A 20,154-nucleotide genomic window follows, 5' to 3' on the forward strand; every position below is an offset into this window, starting at 1 on the left:
CCGCTATTTCTTTTTCTTCCAGTCGGAAAGAAACCTTTCAAGGCCCGCGTCTGAAAGCGGATGCTTGAACATCTGCATTAAAACCTTGTGCGGAAGCGTTACAACATCCGCCGCCGCAAGGGCGGACTCAACCACATGCATCGGATGGCGCACACTTGCCACAAGCACTTCGGTGGCAAAATCGTAGTTGTCAAAAATCTGCGAGATGTCTTCCACAAGTTCCATTCCCGAAGTTGACACATCGTCCAGCCGCCCGATGAACGGGCTCACATAAGCCGCGCCCGCCTTGGCGGCAAGAAGCGCCTGCGAGGGCGTGAAAACAAGGGTTACATTCACCTTTATCCCCTCGGAAGCGAGGGTTTTTGTCGCCTTCACACCGTTTTCCGTGAGCGGCATTTTGACCACAACAAACTGGTCTATGAGGGCGAGTTTGCGCCCCTCCGCCACCATGTCGCGGTAGTTTGTTGATATGACCTCGGCGCTGACCGGCCCCTTGACGATGCCGCATATCTGTTTGACCAGCGCGGCAAAAGACTTCTGCCCGCCCTCGTTTGAAACAAGGCTGGGGTTGGTCGTTACGCCGTCTATAACTCCGAGAGAAGCCGCGTGCCTTATCTCTTTGAGATTTGCCGAATCAAGAAAAATTTTCATAACCGCCTCCTTTGCGTCCGCTCATTCTACCACAAAACGGCATACCGCTTGACAAACCGGACGCGCGGCATCATACTTTGCGCCTGTCAAGAGACACCTGCAATGGCGCTGAGAATAAAATCCGCAAAGAAAAAACACAGGCAGAGCCTCAAGAGAAGGGCAAGAAACAGGTTTGTGAAATCATCCTTGAAAACCAAAACAAAAGGTTTTCTCCAAGCCGTTGAAGCAAAAGACTTTGCCGCCGCCGACTCCGTTTTCAAGGGTCTCGTATCGGCGTTTGACAAAGCGGCCTCAAAGGGCGTCATACACAAAAGAAACGCTTCCAGAAATGTGGCGAGAATGTCGCGCAAACTCCATGCGCTTTCGGCGTCCGCCCCCCCTGCGGCATCCGCTCCGGCGGAGGAAAGCGCCGCTACCCCAGCAGATTAACCACCATCCGGGTGAGCGCATCATAGCCTCCGGAGCGCGAGGTTTTCAGGGCTTTGTCCGCCTCGGCAAGGCTTGCCACCGCGCGCGCCGCCGCGCCGCGCGGAAAGTTTGCCGTCTGCTTCCATATATAATGGGCGGCTCCCGGTTTGACTTTCAACTCCTTCGCTATCAGTTTTTTCTGCTCTTCGGGCGGAGAGCCCTTGGCGCTCTCCCTCACGCATGACGCCCTCAGTATGTTCCTTATCCTTGACGACACAACGGACAGTATGAGAAGCGGCTCGGTCTGATTGCGGAAAGCCATCTCCGAAAGGATTGAAAGGGCTTCGCCTTTTTTGCCGTCCGCAATGGCGTTGACGAGTTCAAAGGTGTCTCTGTCCGTGCGTTTTTGGAGCGCCCCGTCTATCTCGCTAACGCCCACACGCGCCCCCGCGCCGTAAACTTCGGAGAGTTTGACAAGTTCGCTTTTGATAACCGCCAAATCTTCGCCCGCCAGTTCGCAAAGGCGTTCCGCGGCGGGGCGTTTCATATCAAGCCCCGCGGCGCGGGCTTCTTCAACCACCCGCTCCGCAACCTTTCGCGGGTCTTGCTCGGCCTGTTTGACCACAACCCCGTCATCGGGCTTGAGGGCGGGTTTTGACGGGTCGGAGGATACAAGAATCAGGCAGGTGTGAGAGCAGGGCGCGGCGCAATACCGCTTGACGAGTTCCAGCGATTTTTTGTCAAGGGATTCGGCGCGTTTCAGCACGACAACCTTTTTCGGCGAAAACATGGAGGGCGTGGAAACATTTGAGAGAACCTCGCCGACCGGGGTTTCATCCGCATAAAACACCGCCGTGTCAGGCGATTCGGACTGTCCAAGAAAACGGGCGGAAATCTCTTCCGTGAACCTGTCGGCAAGAAGCGTCTGGCCGCCCCTTATCAGGCAGACCGGGCTTCCGGCGGTTGAAGAGTCTTTTTTCAATATCCCGTCTCAGAAAATTTCAAGGCGGTTGAAGAAGTAACTGATCTCCCTTTCAGCGGACTGCGGGCTGTCTGAGCCGTGAACGACATTTCTTTCAACGCTTTCGGCGTGCAGTTTTCTGATGGTTCCGTCATCCGCCTCGGCGGGGTTGGTCGCCCCCATTATCTTTCTGACCTTTGCAATGGCGTCTTCTCCCCTCAAGACCATCACAACGCACGGGCCGGACGACATAAAATCGGTGAGGCTCGCAAAAAACGGGCGTTCCGAATGCTCGGCGTAAAAGCCCTTTGCCCGCTCTCCATCCATCCGTATCATCTTCATTGCCGCCACGGACAGGCCGTTTTCCTCAAAAGTTCCGATAACTTTCCCAATTAAGTTTCTTGATGTGCCGTCAGGCTTGACGATTGAAAGCGTCTGCTCCATTTTCCTTTCTCCTGTTGAACCCGCTTCGGGCGGGAATTTTCCCACTATATTAACAGCGCGCTCCGCTTTGACAAACGCCCCCGCCCGGACTGCTCCGCTTGACTGCGGGGGGCTTCGGCTGTAGATTTCGCCCTTCTCTGGAGGAGCACATTGGAAAAAAAATTCATCATCCCTCATGAGCACGCCGTAACAAAAGCGGACAGAAGAGAGGCAAGCGGGCACGGCTCGCTTGTTGTCTGGTTCACCGGGCTTCCTTCGTCCGGAAAGTCAACGCTGGCGGGCGAGGTTCAGAAGAAACTTATGGAGCGGGGCGTGCGAACCTACATTCTTGACGGCGACAACATACGGATGGGGCTGTGCAAGGGGCTGGGGTTTTCCGAAGAGGACCGCGCCGAGAACATAAGAAGAATCGGAGAGGTTTCAAAGTTGTTTGTTGATGCCGGTGTGGTAACGCTTTCGGCGTTTGTCTCCCCCTACATAAAAGACAGGGACGGGGTGAGGGCGCTGCTTGAAGACGGCGAATTTGTTGAGGTGTTTGTGCGCTGCCCCGTTGAAGAGTGCGAAAAGAGGGATGTGAAGGGCCTTTACAAAAAAGCCAGAGCCGGAGAAATCAAAGGGTTTACCGGCATTGACGACCCGTATGAAGAGCCCCCCTCTCCGGAGATAATTGTTGATACTGACAAGGAAACCCTTGAGCAGTCCGCAGACAAGGTCTGCGATTTCATCAAAGACAGAATCTGAAAAAGGGCGCGGGCGCGCCGCTTGCCGCCGGGTGTTTTGCCCATTATTCTCAAAGTGAACCATGCCGGACGCTCCCTCAATGAAAAACATCGCCGCCGAAGCCCGTCGGGCAACTTCGGCGCTGGCGGTTCTTGACCCGCAAACCAAAAACAAAGCGCTTGAAGCGGTCGCCTCGGCTCTGCTCGCGGGGCGCGAAAACATAATGCGCGAAAACGCCGAAGACTTGGCGCGGGCGAAAAAGAACGGCATGTCCGCCGCGATGATTGACCGCCTTGCCATTGATGACAAAAGGTTAACAGCCATGGCGCGGGGAATACGGCAAGTGGCGGCTCTGGAAGACCCTGTGGGAAAAACCGCGCCGTTTTCAACAAGGCCCAACGGTTTGCGCGTTGAGAAGATGAGAATTCCCCTCGGTGTAATCGGGATTGTCTATGAGTCAAGGCCGAACGTTACGGCGGATGCGGCGGCGTTGTGCCTCAAGTCCGGCAATGCGGTAATCCTGAGAGGCGGGTCGGAGGCGCTCCGTTCAAACATTGCAATCGGAGAGGTCATAAGAGACTGCTTAAAAGAAAACGGCGTCCCGCCCGCGGCGGTGAGTGTTGTGCCCGATGCGGACAGAAAACTGGTTCTTGACATGCTCAAACTGGACGGCTTCATAGATTTAATCATCCCGCGCGGCGGGCAGGCGCTCATAGAGTTTGTTGTGGAAAACTCCGCGATACCGGTATTGAAGCATTACAAGGGGGTGTGTCATGTTTTTGTTGACGAGTTTGCCGACATCCCCATGGCGGTTGATATATGCGTAAATGCAAAGGTTCAGCGTCCGGGCGTCTGCAACGCGATGGAAACAATGCTTGTGGATGAAAAGATAGCGGCGGAATTTCTTCCCGCCGTCTGGAATGAGTTAAGGGAAAAAGGCGTCTCATTAAAGGGGTGTCCGGAGACGTGTTCAATAATTCCCGATGCCGCGCCCGCAACTGATGAGGATTGGGACACTGAATATCTTGCCCCCGTTTTGAATGCGCGGGTGGTTAAAGGCGTTGGCGGGGCAATGGAGCACATAGCCGCGCACGGTTCAATGCACACGGACTGCATTGTTACGGAAGACGGGGGCAACGCCCGCCGGTTTCTGCGCGGTGTGGAGTCATCTGCGGTTATGCATAATGCGTCCACGCGCTTTAATGACGGCTTTGAACTCGGAATGGGGGCGGAGATAGGGATAAGCACCACAAAGATTCACGCCTTCGGCCCGATGGGGCTTGAGGAATTGACTTCGGAGAAGTTTATTGTCAGAGGGGAAGGGCAGGTTAGGGAGTAGCCTTGATGCAAAGATTGACGGACAATCAGTTGCTTAAGTTGTTGAATGACCTTGAGTCCGACTGTGCCGAGCGCAAGGAAACATTCAAAGGAGAGGCGTCCAAAAAGGCAAGACAGGCGGTCTGTGCGTTTGCCAATGACCTACCCGGCAACAACCGGCCGGGTGTGTTGTTTATCGGCGCAAAAGACAACGGCGAACCGAGCGGATTGGATATTACAGATCAACTTCTTTTATCTTTGGCGGACATGAAAACAGACGGCAATATCCTGCCTTTGCCCGTGTTGTCGGTGGAAAAACGCACATTGAGGGGGGCGGATATGGCTGTTGTCACAGTCCTGCCGTCCGACATGCCTCCGGTTAGGTATGCCGGGCGTATATGGACTCGCACCGGTCCGCGCCAGTCCATTGCCAACGAGCAGGAAGAGCGCATCCTTAATGAAAGGCGCAGATACAAAAACCTGCCGTTTGACCTCCGCCCCGTCCCCAGCGCGACCCTTGCGGATTTGTCAAAGACGATATTTGAGAATGAATATCTGCCCGCCGCATTCGCAAGCGATGTTTTGGAAGAAAACAACCGAAGTTATGAGGAACGTTTGGCTTCATGCAAAATGCTCTCATTGCAAGACAATGCGCCGACCGTGCTTGGGTTGATTGCAATCGGCAGAAACCCGCAGGATTTTCTGCCCGGAAATTACATACAGTTCCTGCGTATTGATGGCACTGAACTGGCCGACCCGGTTATAGACAACGCAAAAATCGTTGGTGATATAGTCAAAATGTTGCGACTGACGGAAGAAAAACTCCAAGCCCATAACCGTGAAGCGGTGGATATTACATCGGGACCAACACATAAATTAGACAGCGCCTATCCGCATGTGGCGTTGCAACAAATCCTTTACAATGCCGTTCTCCATCGCGCTTATGAAAGTAACAACGCGCCAGTTCGCGTTTACTGGTATAACGACCGAATTGAAATCATCAATCCCGGCGGGCCTTATGGAGAGGTTACGGCGGAAAACTTTGGTCAACCGGGCATAACCGGCTACCGCAACCCGAACATAGCGGATGTGTTAAAAACCTTCGGTTTCATTCAGGCTTTCGGGCGCGGCATAGCCACCGCAAAACGGACAATGGAAGAAAACGGCAACCCGCCGCCGGAGTTTGAAGTCAACCAGAGTTTTGTAAAATGTATTTTGCGGGGCAAGGTGTGAACGCCGATTCTTGTTAACAATGGCAAAGCGAAACTTTGAAAACCGGACACTGTATCACGGAGACAACCTCAAGTTCTTGATGGAAATGAACTCTGGAACCATTGACTTGGTAGCAACCGACCCGCCGTTCAACAAGAGTAAGGATTTCCATGCCACACCAGACAGTTTGGCCAAGGGTGCTAAATTTCAAGACCGATGGTCGTGGAAAAAAGATGTGCAACAGGAATGGGTTGACCAGATAACTGATGACCATCCTGCACTCAAGGAATCTATTGAGGCAGCTAGAGCAGCGCACTCCGATGGTATGGGAGCATTTTGTTGCTTCTTAGCGGTGAGGCTTTTGGAAATGAAGCGCATCCTTAAACAGACTGGCTCCATATACATTCACTGCGACCCTACAGCAAGCCATTACATAAAGACCATTATGGACGCAATTTTCGGCAGGAAAAATTTCATCAACGAAATAGTTTGGAACTATGAGAAGTGGACTAATGCGGGGAATATTTTCCAACGAAACCATGATCTAATCTTGTTTTACGGAATGCCAGAGTACAAATTCAACAAGCAGTACGGAGAACGCACACAGAGGCAGAAATCACTTATGAAGGCCGGGTACAATTTGGGTTCCAGTAACGGGGTTCGGCTGGTCAGGATATACGACAAAAATAACCCGAATGTTGTGAAAAAACTCTCGGAATGGAAAGCGGAGGGGCGGGCAGTCTACTATGTGGATGAACCGGAAGGCAAGGCACTATCAGATGTTTGGGACATTCCATCCCTGAATGGGCAGGCAAAGGAGCGATACGGCTACCCGACTCAAAAGCCTCTCGCCTTATACGAAAGAATAATAGAGACATCCAGTGACGAGGGAGATGTCGTTCTTGACCCATTCTGCGGTTGTGCTACGACATTGGTTGCCGCAGAAAGGCTGAAAAGAAAGTGGGTCGGCATGGACATATGGGATGAAGCGAAAGATGCTGTCATCAAAAGGTTGTCTAAGGAAGGGAAACTCAATTCTGATCAACTGAGCAGTCCAGAAACTCTCTTCTACTGGGATAAGATTATATATGAAACTACGCCGCCAGAACGTGCGGATAATGACATCAAGGAAGACCGTCCCGTATATCAGGTGCCAGAAAGATTTCAAGAGCCGGGGCAGAAAATGGGGCGACAGGAAATGGTAGAATACCTGCTGAAACACAACGGCCCCGTATGCCAAGGATGCGACAGAGAATTCAGTGATCCTCGCTACTTGGAACTAGACCACAATACACCTCGTTCAGATGGGGGGCTCAACCACATAACCAACAGGGTATTACTGTGCGGTCCTTGTAACAGACTGAAAAGCAATAGGTTCACCCTGAGTGGATTGCGTAGAGAGAACAAGAAACTCGGTTACATGGCTGATTAATAAGCAAATTGGATATGTATTGACTCACTTAGTAGGTAAATCTTTATTTGGCGAAAAAAGTTCATGCTCAAAGAAGAAATCCTCTGGCAATTGTATGTTGCATTTAATCCCCATTTTTTCATCGAACAAAACAAATGTCATTGTCATATACTTTGATGATAAGCGCATGTAATCGGCCTCCATGAAAGGATTATACCTCACTATTGGCACTAAATGCCCCTTGTGTAAAGGATTGGTGCACGGTCTAACATTATGCATTCCAACATGTTGCCACATATTATGTACCGCTCCACTAAGTGGAACATAGGCATATTTATAGGTAGACTCTCTACCTATTTCTTTTGCCATTTCTCTTGCTGACATACCCGACCATGACCCTACATTAACTTCTGTAGCCCATTCAGCCAACTGACTATTTAACCAAGACTTCTTTCCTTGTATCGTTCTTTCTAGCATATCTAAGTCGGAAGGGTCGGTGCATTTACTGATGGATTCTTCCAAGAACTCTATGTATAATTTTTCTTGACCTATACCATACTCCACATACTGCTTACTACGACTTTTTGGATCTTCCAGTATCCATGCCATAGTGATATACGCTTCTACCATGCATCGAAGAAACAACGGAGCAATGTGTGAATTCCAAGTGGACGGAGCGAAAGCCATCTCCGTTGTCAAAATAACCTGTCTAGACAATAAAGCTCCGATACTCTCATGTATATGCTTATCATAAATCTCCGGTTTGACTTGTTGCCACCGAGCATCAAAACCATCTCTAACAATTTCTACATATACATCGATAAAATCATTCAGTAATTCGTTCTTGTCAGTCTCTACTTTATCACTCATTTTGCTCACCAAACCTACATTGACTAATCTCTACACCGCAGTTCCAAAAACATCTAGCCCAAGTATTGTCGAGATTAAGCACTCCAAATTCGCCCAATCCATTTATTCGTAAGAGCCCAGCAGCATGTTCCGCTTCCTCGCTACCGGGCTTATTGATAACGGCATCGAAATCTGGCGAATCCATATCAGATGGAAAGTGAGTGGTTCCTGTCACAAGGCGGAATAAGAGCATAGCACCGTGTAAAACAATACCGGGTGTCTCGTATTTATTAACCGTTTTTCCTACACATTCTTTGATACGAAAAACAAGTTCTTCCCTTGAAAATACATTGCTTGGTGGCCCTATGAAGATTAGCGGGCAGTCATCATAGAGTAGCACAAGTGGCGCAATAGCATCTCGAATTACATCCAGAATTTCACTTTTCTTGAACAATTCAACTAATCTGATTTTCTGTTTCGTACTCAGGCATCTAAAACTAGATATAAGAGAAAAGTTGCTCTGCTGGTCATCTTTTTTTATTTCATTTACCGCTATGAAGATTGTTTCCAGTATGCGAGTCCCTTCAATATAGCCAACTTTCTCATTTATAAGTCCAATCCACACTAATTCTGGGAGCATATCATCTACATAACTTACAGATTTCATAGGAATCTGTTTTATTGGAGGTATAAACCGCTTCCCTATTCTCTTATGCCCTTCAAGAACTTTTCGTCTTTGTTGCTTCCCTTTGTTCTTCTGTTCATTGTGACTTTTGACTACCATCTCAGTACCTTCGCAATGTCTATAATACTACATTTCAATACCATCTTATACCACTATCCTCAAACTCCACTTCTGACAAAAGTCTACCTATAGATATCTTGTTCACTCTGAGACGTGAAACACAAGCCACACCATTACCACTATAGAGTTGGCTGGTGGTGAAATAGATTCCTGTGCGCGTAAACAAGCAGGTTTGTGTCAACGGCAATCAAACCCGGCTCCAGTCCTCATAAATCATTTCACGAGTGTCCTCCCATGAAAGATTTTCAAACGGGTTCGGGTCGCCGGGGTTTCCCACAGTTAAATTGCGAGACATCTTGTAATGTTTTTTGGACTGTTTATCCGAAATGGTCTTGTTAATACCGTCTTCAACAACAGACCGCAAGGTACGCTCCACTTTCTTCATAATCAATTCCCCACCGGCACATAAGAGCAAAACACCACCGCCGCCACGACAGTCGTCCACAGCCCCTTTTTATCGCCGAAGGCGCTCTGAGTTACATTCTGCGTCTTCACATCATGCCCGCTTATCTTCCATATATCTTTCTGCTCATCGTAACTCTTTTCCATGTTGAACGGCGCTCCCAGAGTTGTGGCAAGCATATAGGCGGCAAGGTCTTCCGCATATTCACCTGCCTGAGACCTGTTCTGCCCGAAACTGTGATGCTCCGATATGTAGCCGAACCTGCTCTTCTCATTCGGCAACGCCAAACCGGCGGACGCCGCAACCAAGCGGTTCGGCTCATTGGTGGCGTTGTCGCTCATGACAACATGAACTATCTGCCCCGGAGAGAGCAGTCTCGCGCCCTTTGAGCGGGGCACTATCTTACAGTAGGGGGGAAAGATACTGGACACCCTCACAAGGTTGAACTGCGCTATCTTTGCGTTCCTGAGCGCCATCTCAAAACTGGCAAGTTTTTCCTTGCTTTTTCCGACTCCCTTTGTAACAAAAGCTGTGGTTGGAATCATAAAATCTCACCCCCCTCTCTTCGGGCGCGTGATATATATATGCGGTGATGTCTGTTGTCAATAAGGCGGGAAAATGCGGATAGGATGCCACGTGTCAATCAGCGGGGGAATTGAGAAAGCGCCCCGCCGCGCCGCCGATTTCGGATGCGAATGCTTCCAGATATTCACCCGGTCTCCACGGGGCGGAAACCCGCCGGAGATTGAAAAATCCGCCGCGCAAAAGTTCCGGTCGGAACGCAAGCGGTTGGGGCTTGCGGACTGCTACGTCCACACGCCCTACATAATCAACCTCGCATCGGCAAATCCCGAACTCAGAAAGAAATCAGTCGACATGGTCGCCCGGGACCTTGAGAGAGCGGAGGCGGTCGGCGCGGCGGCGGTGGTAACCCACATAGGAACGGCGGCGGGAAGCGGCAGGAAGGAGGCAACGGAAAAAGCGGCCGCCTCACTGAGGGAGATAACCGCCGCCGCGCGCGGAATAAAAGCCCGGCTTCTGATTGAAAACTCGGCGGGGCAGGGGGCGACACTGGGAAGCGCCTTTGAAGAAATCGCGCGAATACTTGACAAGGCGGGCGCGGACACGGGCGTCTGTCTTGACACCGCGCACCTGTTCGGCGCGGGCTACGAACTGAGGTCGCCGGAAGGGTTTGAGGAAACCGTCCGCTCCATAAAAGCAACCTTTTCGCCCGGACGGGTGGGGCTTGTCCACTGCAACGATTCAAAGGTTGAAAAGGGCTCACGCAAAGACCGCCATGAGCACATCGGGCTCGGAACGATAGGAACGGAGGGATTTGAAACCGTCATGGCGTCCGGAGTTTTTGACAAGGTTGATTTCATCGTGGAAACGCCGCCGTCCGGAAGCGCGGCTGATGTGAAAAAACTTAAAAATATCAGGCGGAAAACAAGTCGCTCCATATAGTAGAATACTGCGGATGAAAAACGGCAACATTGGCACAAGAATAGCAACGGCGTCCGTCCTGTTTGTCCTGATAACCGCCTTGACCTACATGGGCGGGGTGTATTTTCTGCTTCTCATCGGCTCAATATCAATCGCCGCCACACGGGAGGTTCACCGGCTTCTTGCCCCCGGCGGACTGCTCCCCGGCAAGGGGGCGCTTATGGCGGGAGTGGCTCTTGTGCTCGCGGGAGCCCATTTGGGAGAGCAGTATTTTTTAATCGTCTTTTATGTGGCGGTAACGGGAGTTCTTACAGTTCACCTTGCGCTTGGCGCGGATGACATATCGGAATATGTGAGGCGGGCGGGAATGTCTCTTGTCGCGCTGACACTTCTTGCAATGATGACGGGCTTCGCCGTGCTCCTCAGAAACATAGGCGACCCGCTTGAAGGCGCGGGGCCGCCGGTGTGGGCGTGGTTGAAAAATGAGTTGGGCTTTTTCCTTGTGGCAATGGCGTTTCTGTGCGGAGCCGCGAATGACTCGGCTGCCTACTTTGCGGGCAAGTGGGCGGGGAAAACCAAACTGGCGCCGAACATAAGCCCGGGCAAAACCGTTGAGGGCGGCGTGGCGGGAGTGGCGGCGTCCGTGGGAACGGCGCTTCTTGTAAACTCCGTTTTCGGCTCGCCTTTTTCAATCGCGCTCGCGTCTGTTTGCGGGTTGCTTGCCGGGGTTCTTTCCGTAACCGGAGACCTCATTGAGTCCGCCATAAAGCGGAATTGCAACGCCAAGGACTCCGGCACAATGCTGCCCGGACACGGCGGGGTTTTTGACCGCTTTGACGGAATGATATTCGTGTTCCCGGCGTTTTACATAATCGCCGCGCTGTTGCGTTAGCCGCCCCGCTAACGGAAATCTATGTTAAAAATCAAATCAACCCCCGGTGTAAGCCCGCCCGCCACGCCTTCCACAGTGAAGTGGTCGCTCAGCAGATAGCGCGCGACAAACCTGCTTCTGTAGGAGGTTGATATGGGCAGGGGAGTCTCGCTTACCCTCTGGTAGGTGGTGTAAAGCCGGTCGGTGATATATGTTCCCGCCTCTATTTCGGATTCAAGTATCCCGCCGCCTCTTCTTGTTATGCTGAAAACATCCACAAAGCCGAGCGGATTGCTTTCAACCAGTGAAGAAAAAAGCTGGTCTGCGGCATAACCGAAAGCCGAATAGCCGCCGTTCTCCCGCCGCCCGTCAACCGCGTCCGCTATGTCAATGGCGCGGTCGTTTTTGCCTCTGGTAAGCAGGGCGAGAATTATCTCATCCTCCTTCATCGCGGGAACGCTTGAGAGGGTCAAACCGAGCGCGTCCGCCTCGCCGTGAAGGCCCGCCTTGACTGACAGACCGGTCCTCTCATACAGGGCGTTTATGTCAACAATCGGCATCAAATGCTCCCTCGCGGAAAGTGATATGGAGCCGCGGTCAATATCAAACTGCTTGCCGAGCAATGTGTATGAGCCCCTGATGACATTCAACTCGCCTTCAACCGAACTGAAATCGTTTCCGGGTTGCATTATTATGCGCAAATCGCCCGACAGAATGGAGTTAACCCTGTCCAGCCGGAAACGGGTGTCATCGGATATGCGCAACCGGAAATCCAAATCCGAAGTCTGGGTGAAAAACCCGAGATCTTTTCCCTCGGCAAACTTTTCGCCGTCAGCGGAGTCGGGGGAGTCAACATAAACCAGCCCGCCGACCTCCAGATTTGCTTCTTTCCTGAGCCAGATATTGGCGTTCCGTGTTTTCAGGTCTTCCGCCCGGATGCGTATGTTTCTGCCTTTTCCATCAACAAAAAGCGTTCCCAGAAAGCCCGAATACAAATGCGAAATGTGCAGAAATATGCCGTCAAGGGCGGCCTCGCCGGAGTAGGAAAAATCTTCCGTCTTGAAAGTCCCGTTCAGCAAAGCCGTCCCGAAAGGGTCCCGGATGCCGAGGGAAGAGTGTATTGAGCCGCCGTCAAATTCCAGTTCGCCAAACTCCACCTCCATCACTTCCGTCCAGTCGCCGACCTTCACCCTTGCGGAGTCAAAATTTACTTTGCCTCTCATGTCAATGCCCTCGGCGGCTTTGAAAACCGTCAAATTGCCGCTGAAACCGCCGTCAAGGTTGCGAATCTTGTCGGACAGCAAAGCCAGAGGTTTGAGTGTGAAATCTTCCGCCTTCAGATTCAGGTCATAAATTGCGGGACCGCGCACAAGCCAATTGAGCCGGGGGGATTCACCGGCGGCGGGAGAAAGCCCTCCGGAAAGGTCAAGGAAGCCGCGCCCGCCGTCAATAAGCAGGTTGAATGACATGCGCTCCGAAGAGTCCCGGCGGACAACCCTCAGGTTTGCGCCGTCTCCCGACGCGCCCCGGTAGCGAATATTCAAATCGGCGGCGGGCCAGAGCGCCGCGCCGTCAACGGAAATGCTGCCGTCAATTATCCCCCTGTGCGCGAAAAGGGGAGGGTAAAACGGCTCAAACAACCTTGTGCTGACGCCTAAAAAATCTGCGACAACCTTGATTTCAGGCTGCTCCGCGCCGTTTCCGTAAGAGCCTTGAAAGCGCAAAACGGACTTGTCGCCAAACATCTCCGCCGCTTCCACGTCAACCATGCCGTCCGACACTTTGACGGAAAACGGGCGTGAGAGCGCAAGGGAAAAACCTCCAGCCTTTGCCTTAAACTTGTCCACCCGCGCGCCTTCCGGAGACACCTCGCCCTCAATATCAAAAGCGGCGGAATCCTTAAACTCCGCCTTCGCAACCGCTTTGCCCTCCGCAAGTTTGAGCCCGGCTTTCCCGGCAACCGTGTCGCCGTAGGAAAACTCACGCACGGACGATTCCAGAAACACCTTGTCCGCAATGGCCGCGCGGAGCGGAAGCGGAATATGAAAATCAAATTTTCCCTCTTCAAGCCCTAATTTCTTCCCCCTGAGGGAAAAGGAAAAATCTCCGGCCTCCGCGCTTCCCGAAACGGACATTTCCCCGCCGCGCAATTTTTCAAAGACCCCCTCCGATTTAACGGAGCCGGTCATTTCGTAAAGGTTGAGCGCTCTGGTCATATCCGAGAGGTAGAAAACATCATCGGCCTCAACCTTGTATTGCGCGGTAATGTCGCCCTTGTGGGAGCGGGCTTCGGCCTCAACGAGAAAGTTGCGGGATTTAATCATAAATCTGCCCGGGTCAATCTCCCCTCCTTTCAGGGCGAGCAGAAAATACGACTCAATGCTTTTTACTCCGAACAGGTCAAGCGCGTTGCGGTAGTTTTTGGGCACATTGCCGGAGATGACAAAGGCTCCGTCCTCTCTTCTCAGCGAGCCCGTGAACTTTATTCCCCCGGCGGGGAGTTCTCTTTTGAACACGTCCGCCACAAACTCAAACTCTCTTTTTGAAGCGGAAGACGCGCCGGGCGCTTCAACCTTCATCCTGACATTGGAACTTATCCCGCCCATAAAAACATTTCCGAGGATTGACAACTCCCCGTCCTTCTCAAGCGTGACCGAACTGAGAGACAGGCCGCTTTTGCGCCCCCACAAAACGGCGTCGGAAACGGAGACGCTTCCCTCCCACGGGGAGTCCGGAGCGCCGGGGGCCGAAACATCAAACTCCGCGCGAGCGGTTCCCCTTTGAGTCTCAATCACTCCGTTGCCCTCCGCGCCGGTCAAAACCTCCGGCCCGCCCGGCGCAAGCAAAACGTGAAGGGCAAGGTCGCTGACGGAAACATTCATATCGGGGAGCGACACTCTCCCGTCCGCAAGGCTCACTTTCAGAGACTTTTCGTCCGGAGCAAACGAGACGCGCGCATTGTGGATTGCGATTTCCCTGCCCCGAAACAGAAGAAGCGAATCCGTAACCTTGAGCCGGGGAATGCCGATTGCCGGAACGGACGGGAGAGAGGCGGAGCCTGAAGGCGCGCCGCCGTCCCCGCCGGGCGGCGGGAGAGCCGCCCTGAGCCCTTCTATCCCAATCTCCGCCGAAGAGAGCGGGCCTCCGAGCAAAACGGAAAGGGCGGACTTGTAACCGATAAAAACCGAGTTTGCGCTCGCAACCGTTTCGCCCCTGCGGGAAACGGACGCCCCGCTAATCTCAAACCCTCCGGAAACCGCTTTGACGGCGGGGACAGAGACATCAAATTCCGGTGGAAGCGACCGCCGGATGCGGCTCTCAATCGCGTCTCCAAGCCGTCCCGCATCTTCCGGCTGCGCCTGTTGCGCGGAGGCGGAGAACGCAAAGAACAGCAGGGCGGCGGCTCCGGGCAACAGTGATTTCTTCAAATAGTTCAAAGGCAAAATTTCCACGCGGCGTTGTCATACTTTACAACAATCGCCGCCGGTTGTAGTATAATTTCAAATTCTCGGAATTGAACTCCTCCGAATGAGAAAAAAAATCCTTCTGACAGTAGTTGTAGCCCTTCTTGCGGCGGTGTCCCTGCGGTCATGCTCAAGAGGCCCGGAGATTGTGTTCTCCATTGACTCTGAAACAACAGTAGGGACCCAGCCGTTCACCGTGCGGTTTTCAAGCGCGGGCGAAGGGCTCAAGAATATAACCGTCTCCTATGTGGGCGAATACAGCACCATCCTTCTGGAGACCAAGCAATACCCCGAAGGCGTCAAGGATGACACGGTTGACATATCCCTCAACCCGTTTGCCGGAATTGAGGACGGCCCGGCGGAGATAAGGGCAACGGCGGAAGTTTACGGCGGAGGTCTCGGTTCCGGCGGGGAGACAACCAAAACCAGAAAGATAGTGGCGGACCTTTCTCCGCCGAAAATAACGGTCATATCGGCCACGGAGAACAGGATTCTTCATGCGGGCTCCGGAGTCATCATTTACAAGGTTTCGCCCGATGCGGTGGAAAGCGGCGTGCGGATTGGAGACAGGTTCTTCAAGGGGCACAAAGCCGCTCCGGGCGCGGGCTTTTCCGACAAGGATGTGCGCATATCATTTTTCTCCTACCCGCATGAGGTGGATGAGGGCGAGACCGTTCTCGTTACGGCGGTTGACCCCATAGGGAATCATAGAAAACTTCCCGTCAGTTACAGTCTTGAGAGAAATCCCATTGAGGATACGAGGATTGAGATAACGGACAAGTTCATCAAGATGAAGATGCTGCCGTTGATAAGCGCTTCGGAAGGAATGTCTCTCAAGGAAATTTTCCTTGTTGTCAACAACAGAATACGGCTTGTGAACGGGAAGAAGGTTGAAAGAGTTCTCTCCCGCACGGCGGAAAAGATAATGTGGGAGGGCGCGTTCCTCAGACCCGTGGGCGAGTTGCAGGCGGGATTTCAAAAGAGGGACTATGTATTTAACGGAGAGAGTCTGGATACGCAGTTCCATCTGGGTTACGACCTGGCTTCGCAAAGGCGGAATCCCGTCCGCGCCTCCAACAACGGGGTGGTGGTTTTCGCGGATGACCTCGGTATTTACGGAAACACCATAATAGTAGACCACGGCATGGGAGTTGCCACGCTTTACGCCCACTTGAGTTCAATGAGCGCGCACCGGGGAGACACGGTTGCCAAAAACGATATAATCGGCACAACGGGAGCCACCGGCCTTGCGTTTGGCGACCATTTGCACTTCGGTATGTATATTGGAGGCGTTCCCGTATCGCCGAAACAGTGGTGGGACCCCTTCTGGGTTAAGACGAGAATTACGGAAAATATTGATGACGCCCGCAGGGCTACGGGGGCGGGGCGGGAAAATTAGACCAGCATCCCCCTCAACTCCTCCCCCGAAATAACCTTCACCTTCAACTTCTCCGCCTTCTTCCTCTTCCCCGCCCCCGCTTTCTCCCCTTCAACCAGAAAGTCGGTTTTTGAAGAAACCGCCGAAGCGGCAATGCCCCCGGCGTTTCTTATTAACTCATGAACCGTCTCGCGGTCTTCCCACAAAGTCCCCGTAACAACAAAGATCTTCCCCGCCACCTCCGGTTTGTGCGAAGAGTCATCCGGAATGACCACTTCCACCCCCAGATGTTTCATCTTGTCTTTAAGCGCAACGCCTCTTTCACTTCCCGTGAACCCCACAATTTCGCGGGCTATCTCCCCGCCTATGCCGTGAACATCGGAAAGAGATTCCTCATCCGCCGCAAAAAACCCGTCCAATGACGCAAAACGGCGGGCAAGTATTTCCGCCGTTTGCCTGCCCACATGCCTTATGCACAGGGCTTGAATAAACACCGCAAGAGAAACCGTTTTTCTCTCACTTATCTCCTTTGCAACCTCGGTGGAGGATTTTTCAGCAAACCCTTCAAGATTGAGAAAATCCTCTTTTGTTAATGAAAAAACATCCGCAATATCCTTGACCATTCCCTCATCAACCAGGGTTGATATGGTGCGCGACCCAAGACGCTTTATGTTGAAAACCCCTCGGGAACAAAGATAAAAAACGCTCTGCTTGAGCCGCTCCGGACATGACGGATTTGAACATACAATGCCCGGGCTTTCCTCAATAACCGCCCCCCCGCACGAAGGGCATGTTTCGGGAAACGGCAACGGCCCGCCCCGGCGGTTTTTGCTTTTGCCCGCCACCTCCACAACATTGGGAATCACATCCCCCGCCCGTTTGACAACAACCGTGTCGCCCTCGCGTATGTCTTTTTCCCTGACAAAATCCGCATTGTGCAAAGACGCCCGCCTGACCACAACACCCCCTATATTTACCGGTTCAAGATTTGCCACGGGTGTGAGTGTTCCGGTTCTCCCCACCTGAAAAGTTACTCCCGCAACCTTTGTCTCCGCATGGCGGGACTTGAACTTGTAGGCAACACACCAGCGGGGATGCTTCGCCGTGGCTCCGAGCGCCTTTTGCGCATTCCTGTCATTGACCCTTATGACAGCCCCGTCCAGATCATAAGGCAATTTCTCCCTTTCACCCTCAAGACCCTCGCAGACTTTGACCGCCTCCTCAATGCCTTCGCACAACACAGGGTCTCTCCCCGTCTCAAAACCCCAGCCCTTCAGACATTTTTGAACCGCCGTCTCGTCCGGCAAATCCACGCCCGAAACACTTCCCACCCCCCACGCGAAAAACTTCAGGGGGCGCGAAGCGGTAACGCTTGGGTCTATCTGCCTTAAAGATCCGGACGCCGCATTGCGCGGATTGGCAAACGGCTTGCCGTCTGTCTCCAGTATGTCCTCATTAAGCATCCTGAAATCTTCCGTAAGTATCATCACCTCGCCGCGCACCTCAACAACATCGGGGACGGGCGCGCCGGAGCGTGAGGAAAGTTTTTTCGGAATCGTCTTCATCGTGAGAATATTGCTTGTAATTTCCTCGCCGACCGAGCCGTCCCCCCGTGTGGCCGCCCGGACAAGGTCTCCCCGTTCATACAAAATTGAGGCGGAAACACCGTCAAATTTCGGCTGAACAATATACGCCCGCTTTTCCTCCTCCCCTCCCGCGCCCTTGAAAACCCTTTCGTCAAACGCAAGCGCCTGCTTCGGGCGGTCATCTTCGTCCGCGCCGGTAACGGAAATGTTGTCAATGCTGAGCATCTTCTCCAAATGCCGCACGGGACGAAATCCGGACTTGTCCGGCGGCGCGCCGACTTTCCGGGAAGGGGAGTCCGGAGTAACAAGGTCGGGGTGCGCCTCTTCAATATCCGTTAGCCGCTTCAGCAACCGGTCATATTCCGCATCTGAAATTTCAGGGCTTTCCAGATTGTAATAAAGATGGTTGTGCCTCTTTATTTCTTCTTTTATACCGCTAATTTCTTTGCGGGCTTTTTCTTTTGAAATCCGCTCCATGTTTTTCATCCGCGCGTCCGCAGCCACCGGAGCAGGTCCGGTAGCGCAAGGGTGTTGAGAACATCCGCCGCGCGCGCCCAGCCGCGCCTGCCGACCGCCACGCCATAACCCATCTCCCCCAACTGCCCGACGCCGTGGGCGTCCGTTGAGATTATCAGTTTAACCCCTTTCTCAACGGCGAGGCGCGCATGGCTGTCTTTCAAGTCAAGCCTGTGGCTGGAGGCGTTTATCTCAAGCGCCTTTCCGTTTTGCAGGGCTGCGTCCGCAATCATGGCAATGTCCATCTCGCACGGCGGACGCCTGCCTATTATCCTTGCGGTGGGGTGGCCGAGGGCATGAACAAAAGGGTTTTCAAGGGCGCGGATAATTCTTTTTGTCATCTCGCCTGAACTCTGAGAAAAAGAGCCGTGAACGGACGCGACCACAAAATCCAGTTCTCTCAGAATATCATCGGGGTAGTCAAGAGTGCCGTCCGGCTTTATGTCAACCTCCGCTCCCATGAGAATTTCCAAATCCCCGGTTTCGGAATTGGCGGCGCGAACCTCCTCCGCTTTGCGCGCAAGCCGCCCGGTGTCAAGCCCGTTTGCCACGACTGAAGAGGGCGAGTGGTCGGTAAGCGCGATGTATTGGTATCCCATTTCACGCGCCGCGCCCGCCATTGCCCGGACGGAGTCTCTGCCGTCGCTCCAGTCCGTGTGGGTGTGAAGGTCGCCCCGGATGTCCGCCGCCTCAACAAGGCGCGGAAGGTTGCCGCTCTTCGCCGCTTCAATCTCCCCCGTGTCCTCCCTGAGTTCGGGAGGGATAAACGCAAGGCCGGAGGATGAATAAATACTTTCCTCGCCCCCGCGCCCGGCGGAAGGGGGGCCGCCGGACACCGAACACAGTTTTTCCCAGTGCGCGGGCGAGCCGGTCAGCCGCGCCAGATTAAAGGCGAAACTCGCGGGAGGCGAGCCGTAAACGAAGGTCTTTATCGGGGTTAAGGAAGTCTCCACAAGCGCCTTTACGGCATCCTTGTCCGCGCTGTCTTCCGCGACATTTTTCACTATTGGCAACAGGGAGAGGTTTTTCAGAAAAAGCCGCCGGTCAAGCCGCGCGCCGGAGCCGAAGGAAACAAGCATCTCAATTTCAGAAACTGTCTCGGTCATCCTTCTCAAGCCGCCCGTCTCGCAAACCTCCGACGCCCCCTCCATTGCCGAAAGCCCGGCGCGCAGGGCAGATGCGGCGGCAAACGCCTTGTCCAGCCTGTGAACGGAAACATTGCTCTTATAAAAACTTATCGCGTCCAGCACGGCGAGGGCTTTCTTCTCTCCCACCCCCTTTACCGACCCCGGCTCCGCAAGCCGTTTTTCAAGTTCGTCAATGGAAGTTATTCCCGCATTCAGAAAGAGGCGAACCGTTTTGGGGCCCATCCCCCTGAGGCTCAGCATCTCAAGGGCAGCGCCGCCCGCGCCGGACAGCAGCCGCCCGTGATACTCCATCTCTCCCGTCTCAAGAAACTCGGCAATTTTTGCCGACATCTCCTTGCCAATGCCCTTGACTGCGGCAACCTCCCCGGCGGACATTTCATCAAGACCGGTCGGCAGCGAGCCAATCAAGTCCGCCGCCCGCCTGTAGGCGCGTATCTTGAAAACATTGTCATCCGCAATCTCAAGCAGAGACGCTATCTCGGAAAAAAGTTTTGCAACCCGGCAGTTCGCGCCCATAATGGAAACACTCTCAGGGTGGAGTATACTCTATGCGGCGCGGGCATTTGC

18 protein-coding genes are annotated in these 20,154 nt (G+C 53.2%); 8 read left to right on the plus strand and 10 right to left on the minus strand.

The genetic code is table 11. From position 1 onward, the window contains the following. Positions 1 to 3: 3 nt before the first annotated feature. The gene (gene fsa, locus OXF42_03985; GenBank protein ID MCY4047253.1) at positions 4 to 651 is read right to left on the minus strand and encodes a fructose-6-phosphate aldolase; all 648 of its coding nucleotides are present in this window, start codon (positions 649 to 651) and stop codon (positions 4 to 6) included. Between the two features lie 102 nt (positions 652 to 753). On the opposite strand from fsa, the gene rpsT reads away from it, so the two are divergent. Continuing rightward, positions 754 to 1,080, plus strand: a complete 327-nt coding sequence (rpsT, locus tag OXF42_03990) for a 30S ribosomal protein S20 (protein MCY4047254.1) — start codon at positions 754 to 756, stop codon at positions 1,078 to 1,080. On the opposite strand, the gene holA is transcribed toward rpsT, so the two are convergent. Then, positions 1,064 to 2,041, minus strand: a complete 978-nt coding sequence (gene holA, locus OXF42_03995) for a DNA polymerase III subunit delta (protein ID MCY4047255.1) — start codon at positions 2,039 to 2,041, stop codon at positions 1,064 to 1,066. The two genes, rpsT and holA, sit on opposite strands and share 17 nt — an antisense overlap. Positions 2,042 to 2,050: 9 nt before the next feature. Further along, a complete protein-coding gene (ndk, locus tag OXF42_04000; protein MCY4047256.1) occupies positions 2,051 to 2,464 on the minus strand; it encodes a nucleoside-diphosphate kinase in 414 nt (137 codons plus the stop codon). Between the two features lie 150 nt (positions 2,465 to 2,614). Here ndk and cysC point away from each other — a divergent pair, with 150 nt between their 5' ends. The 4 genes from cysC to OXF42_04020 all read left to right on the plus strand — a co-directional run bounded on the left by cysC (position 2,615) and on the right by OXF42_04020 (position 7,145). After that, positions 2,615 to 3,205: an adenylyl-sulfate kinase gene (gene cysC, locus OXF42_04005; GenBank protein MCY4047257.1), complete on the plus strand. Its 591-nt coding sequence runs from the start codon at positions 2,615 to 2,617 to the stop codon at positions 3,203 to 3,205. A 61-nt stretch (positions 3,206 to 3,266) separates the two neighbouring features. Beyond that, entirely contained in the window at positions 3,267 to 4,523 is a 1,257-nt protein-coding gene (locus OXF42_04010; protein ID MCY4047258.1) for a glutamate-5-semialdehyde dehydrogenase, read from the plus strand. Between the two features lie 5 nt (positions 4,524 to 4,528). After that, positions 4,529 to 5,734, plus strand: a complete 1,206-nt coding sequence (locus OXF42_04015; GenBank protein MCY4047259.1) for a putative DNA binding domain-containing protein — start codon at positions 4,529 to 4,531, stop codon at positions 5,732 to 5,734. 19 nt (positions 5,735 to 5,753) lie between these two features. Beyond that, positions 5,754 to 7,145, plus strand: a complete 1,392-nt coding sequence (locus OXF42_04020; protein MCY4047260.1) for a DNA methyltransferase — start codon at positions 5,754 to 5,756, stop codon at positions 7,143 to 7,145. Between the two features lie 24 nt (positions 7,146 to 7,169). On the opposite strand, the gene OXF42_04025 is transcribed toward OXF42_04020, so the two are convergent. From OXF42_04025 to OXF42_04040, 4 genes are all read right to left on the minus strand, one after another. Beyond that, positions 7,170 to 7,994: a DUF5677 domain-containing protein gene (locus OXF42_04025; protein ID MCY4047261.1), complete on the minus strand. Its 825-nt coding sequence runs from the start codon at positions 7,992 to 7,994 to the stop codon at positions 7,170 to 7,172. After that, on the minus strand, positions 7,987 to 8,757 hold the full coding sequence (locus tag OXF42_04030) for a hypothetical protein (protein MCY4047262.1): 771 nt from the start codon (positions 8,755 to 8,757) through the stop codon (positions 7,987 to 7,989). Before OXF42_04030 ends, OXF42_04025 begins: the two co-directional genes overlap by 8 nt. A 208-nt stretch (positions 8,758 to 8,965) precedes the next feature. Then, positions 8,966 to 9,163, minus strand: coding sequence for a hypothetical protein (locus OXF42_04035; protein ID MCY4047263.1), 198 nt, complete (start codon positions 9,161 to 9,163; stop codon positions 8,966 to 8,968). A gap of 2 nt (positions 9,164 to 9,165) precedes the next feature. Further along, positions 9,166 to 9,726, minus strand: a complete 561-nt coding sequence (locus tag OXF42_04040) for an arginine decarboxylase, pyruvoyl-dependent (GenBank protein MCY4047264.1) — start codon at positions 9,724 to 9,726, stop codon at positions 9,166 to 9,168. A 73-nt stretch (positions 9,727 to 9,799) separates the two neighbouring features. Here OXF42_04040 and OXF42_04045 point away from each other — a divergent pair, with 73 nt between their 5' ends. Then, entirely contained in the window at positions 9,800 to 10,645 is an 846-nt protein-coding gene (locus OXF42_04045; GenBank protein ID MCY4047265.1) for a deoxyribonuclease IV, read from the plus strand. A gap of 13 nt (positions 10,646 to 10,658) precedes the next feature. Continuing rightward, positions 10,659 to 11,516 (plus strand): phosphatidate cytidylyltransferase, encoded by an 858-nt coding sequence (locus tag OXF42_04050; GenBank protein ID MCY4047266.1) that lies wholly within the window; start codon positions 10,659 to 10,661, stop codon positions 11,514 to 11,516. A gap of 8 nt (positions 11,517 to 11,524) precedes the next feature. Here OXF42_04050 and OXF42_04055 read toward each other — a convergent pair whose 3' ends face one another. Continuing rightward, a complete protein-coding gene (locus tag OXF42_04055; GenBank protein ID MCY4047267.1) occupies positions 11,525 to 14,932 on the minus strand; it encodes a translocation/assembly module TamB domain-containing protein in 3,408 nt (1,135 codons plus the stop codon). A gap of 91 nt (positions 14,933 to 15,023) precedes the next feature. Between OXF42_04055 and OXF42_04060 the strand changes: the two genes are divergently transcribed. Next, on the plus strand, positions 15,024 to 16,358 hold the full coding sequence (locus OXF42_04060) for a M23 family metallopeptidase (protein ID MCY4047268.1): 1,335 nt from the start codon (positions 15,024 to 15,026) through the stop codon (positions 16,356 to 16,358). Here the strand turns inward: OXF42_04060 and ligA are convergent. Together ligA and OXF42_04070 are read right to left on the minus strand one after the other, a co-directional pair. After that, positions 16,355 to 18,427, minus strand: coding sequence for an NAD-dependent DNA ligase LigA (gene ligA / locus OXF42_04065; GenBank protein MCY4047269.1), 2,073 nt, complete (start codon positions 18,425 to 18,427; stop codon positions 16,355 to 16,357). The genes OXF42_04060 and ligA overlap by 4 nt on opposite strands. Continuing rightward, on the minus strand, positions 18,406 to 20,103 hold the full coding sequence (locus OXF42_04070) for a PHP domain-containing protein (protein MCY4047270.1): 1,698 nt from the start codon (positions 20,101 to 20,103) through the stop codon (positions 18,406 to 18,408). The genes ligA and OXF42_04070 overlap by 22 nt, the downstream gene beginning before the upstream one ends. Positions 20,104 to 20,154: the final 51 nt, after the last annotated feature.

This window comes from Candidatus Dadabacteria bacterium, assembly GCA_026708565.1.
In the GTDB taxonomy this organism is placed as follows: domain Bacteria; phylum Desulfobacterota_D; class UBA1144; order Nemesobacterales; family Mycalebacteriaceae; genus Mycalebacterium.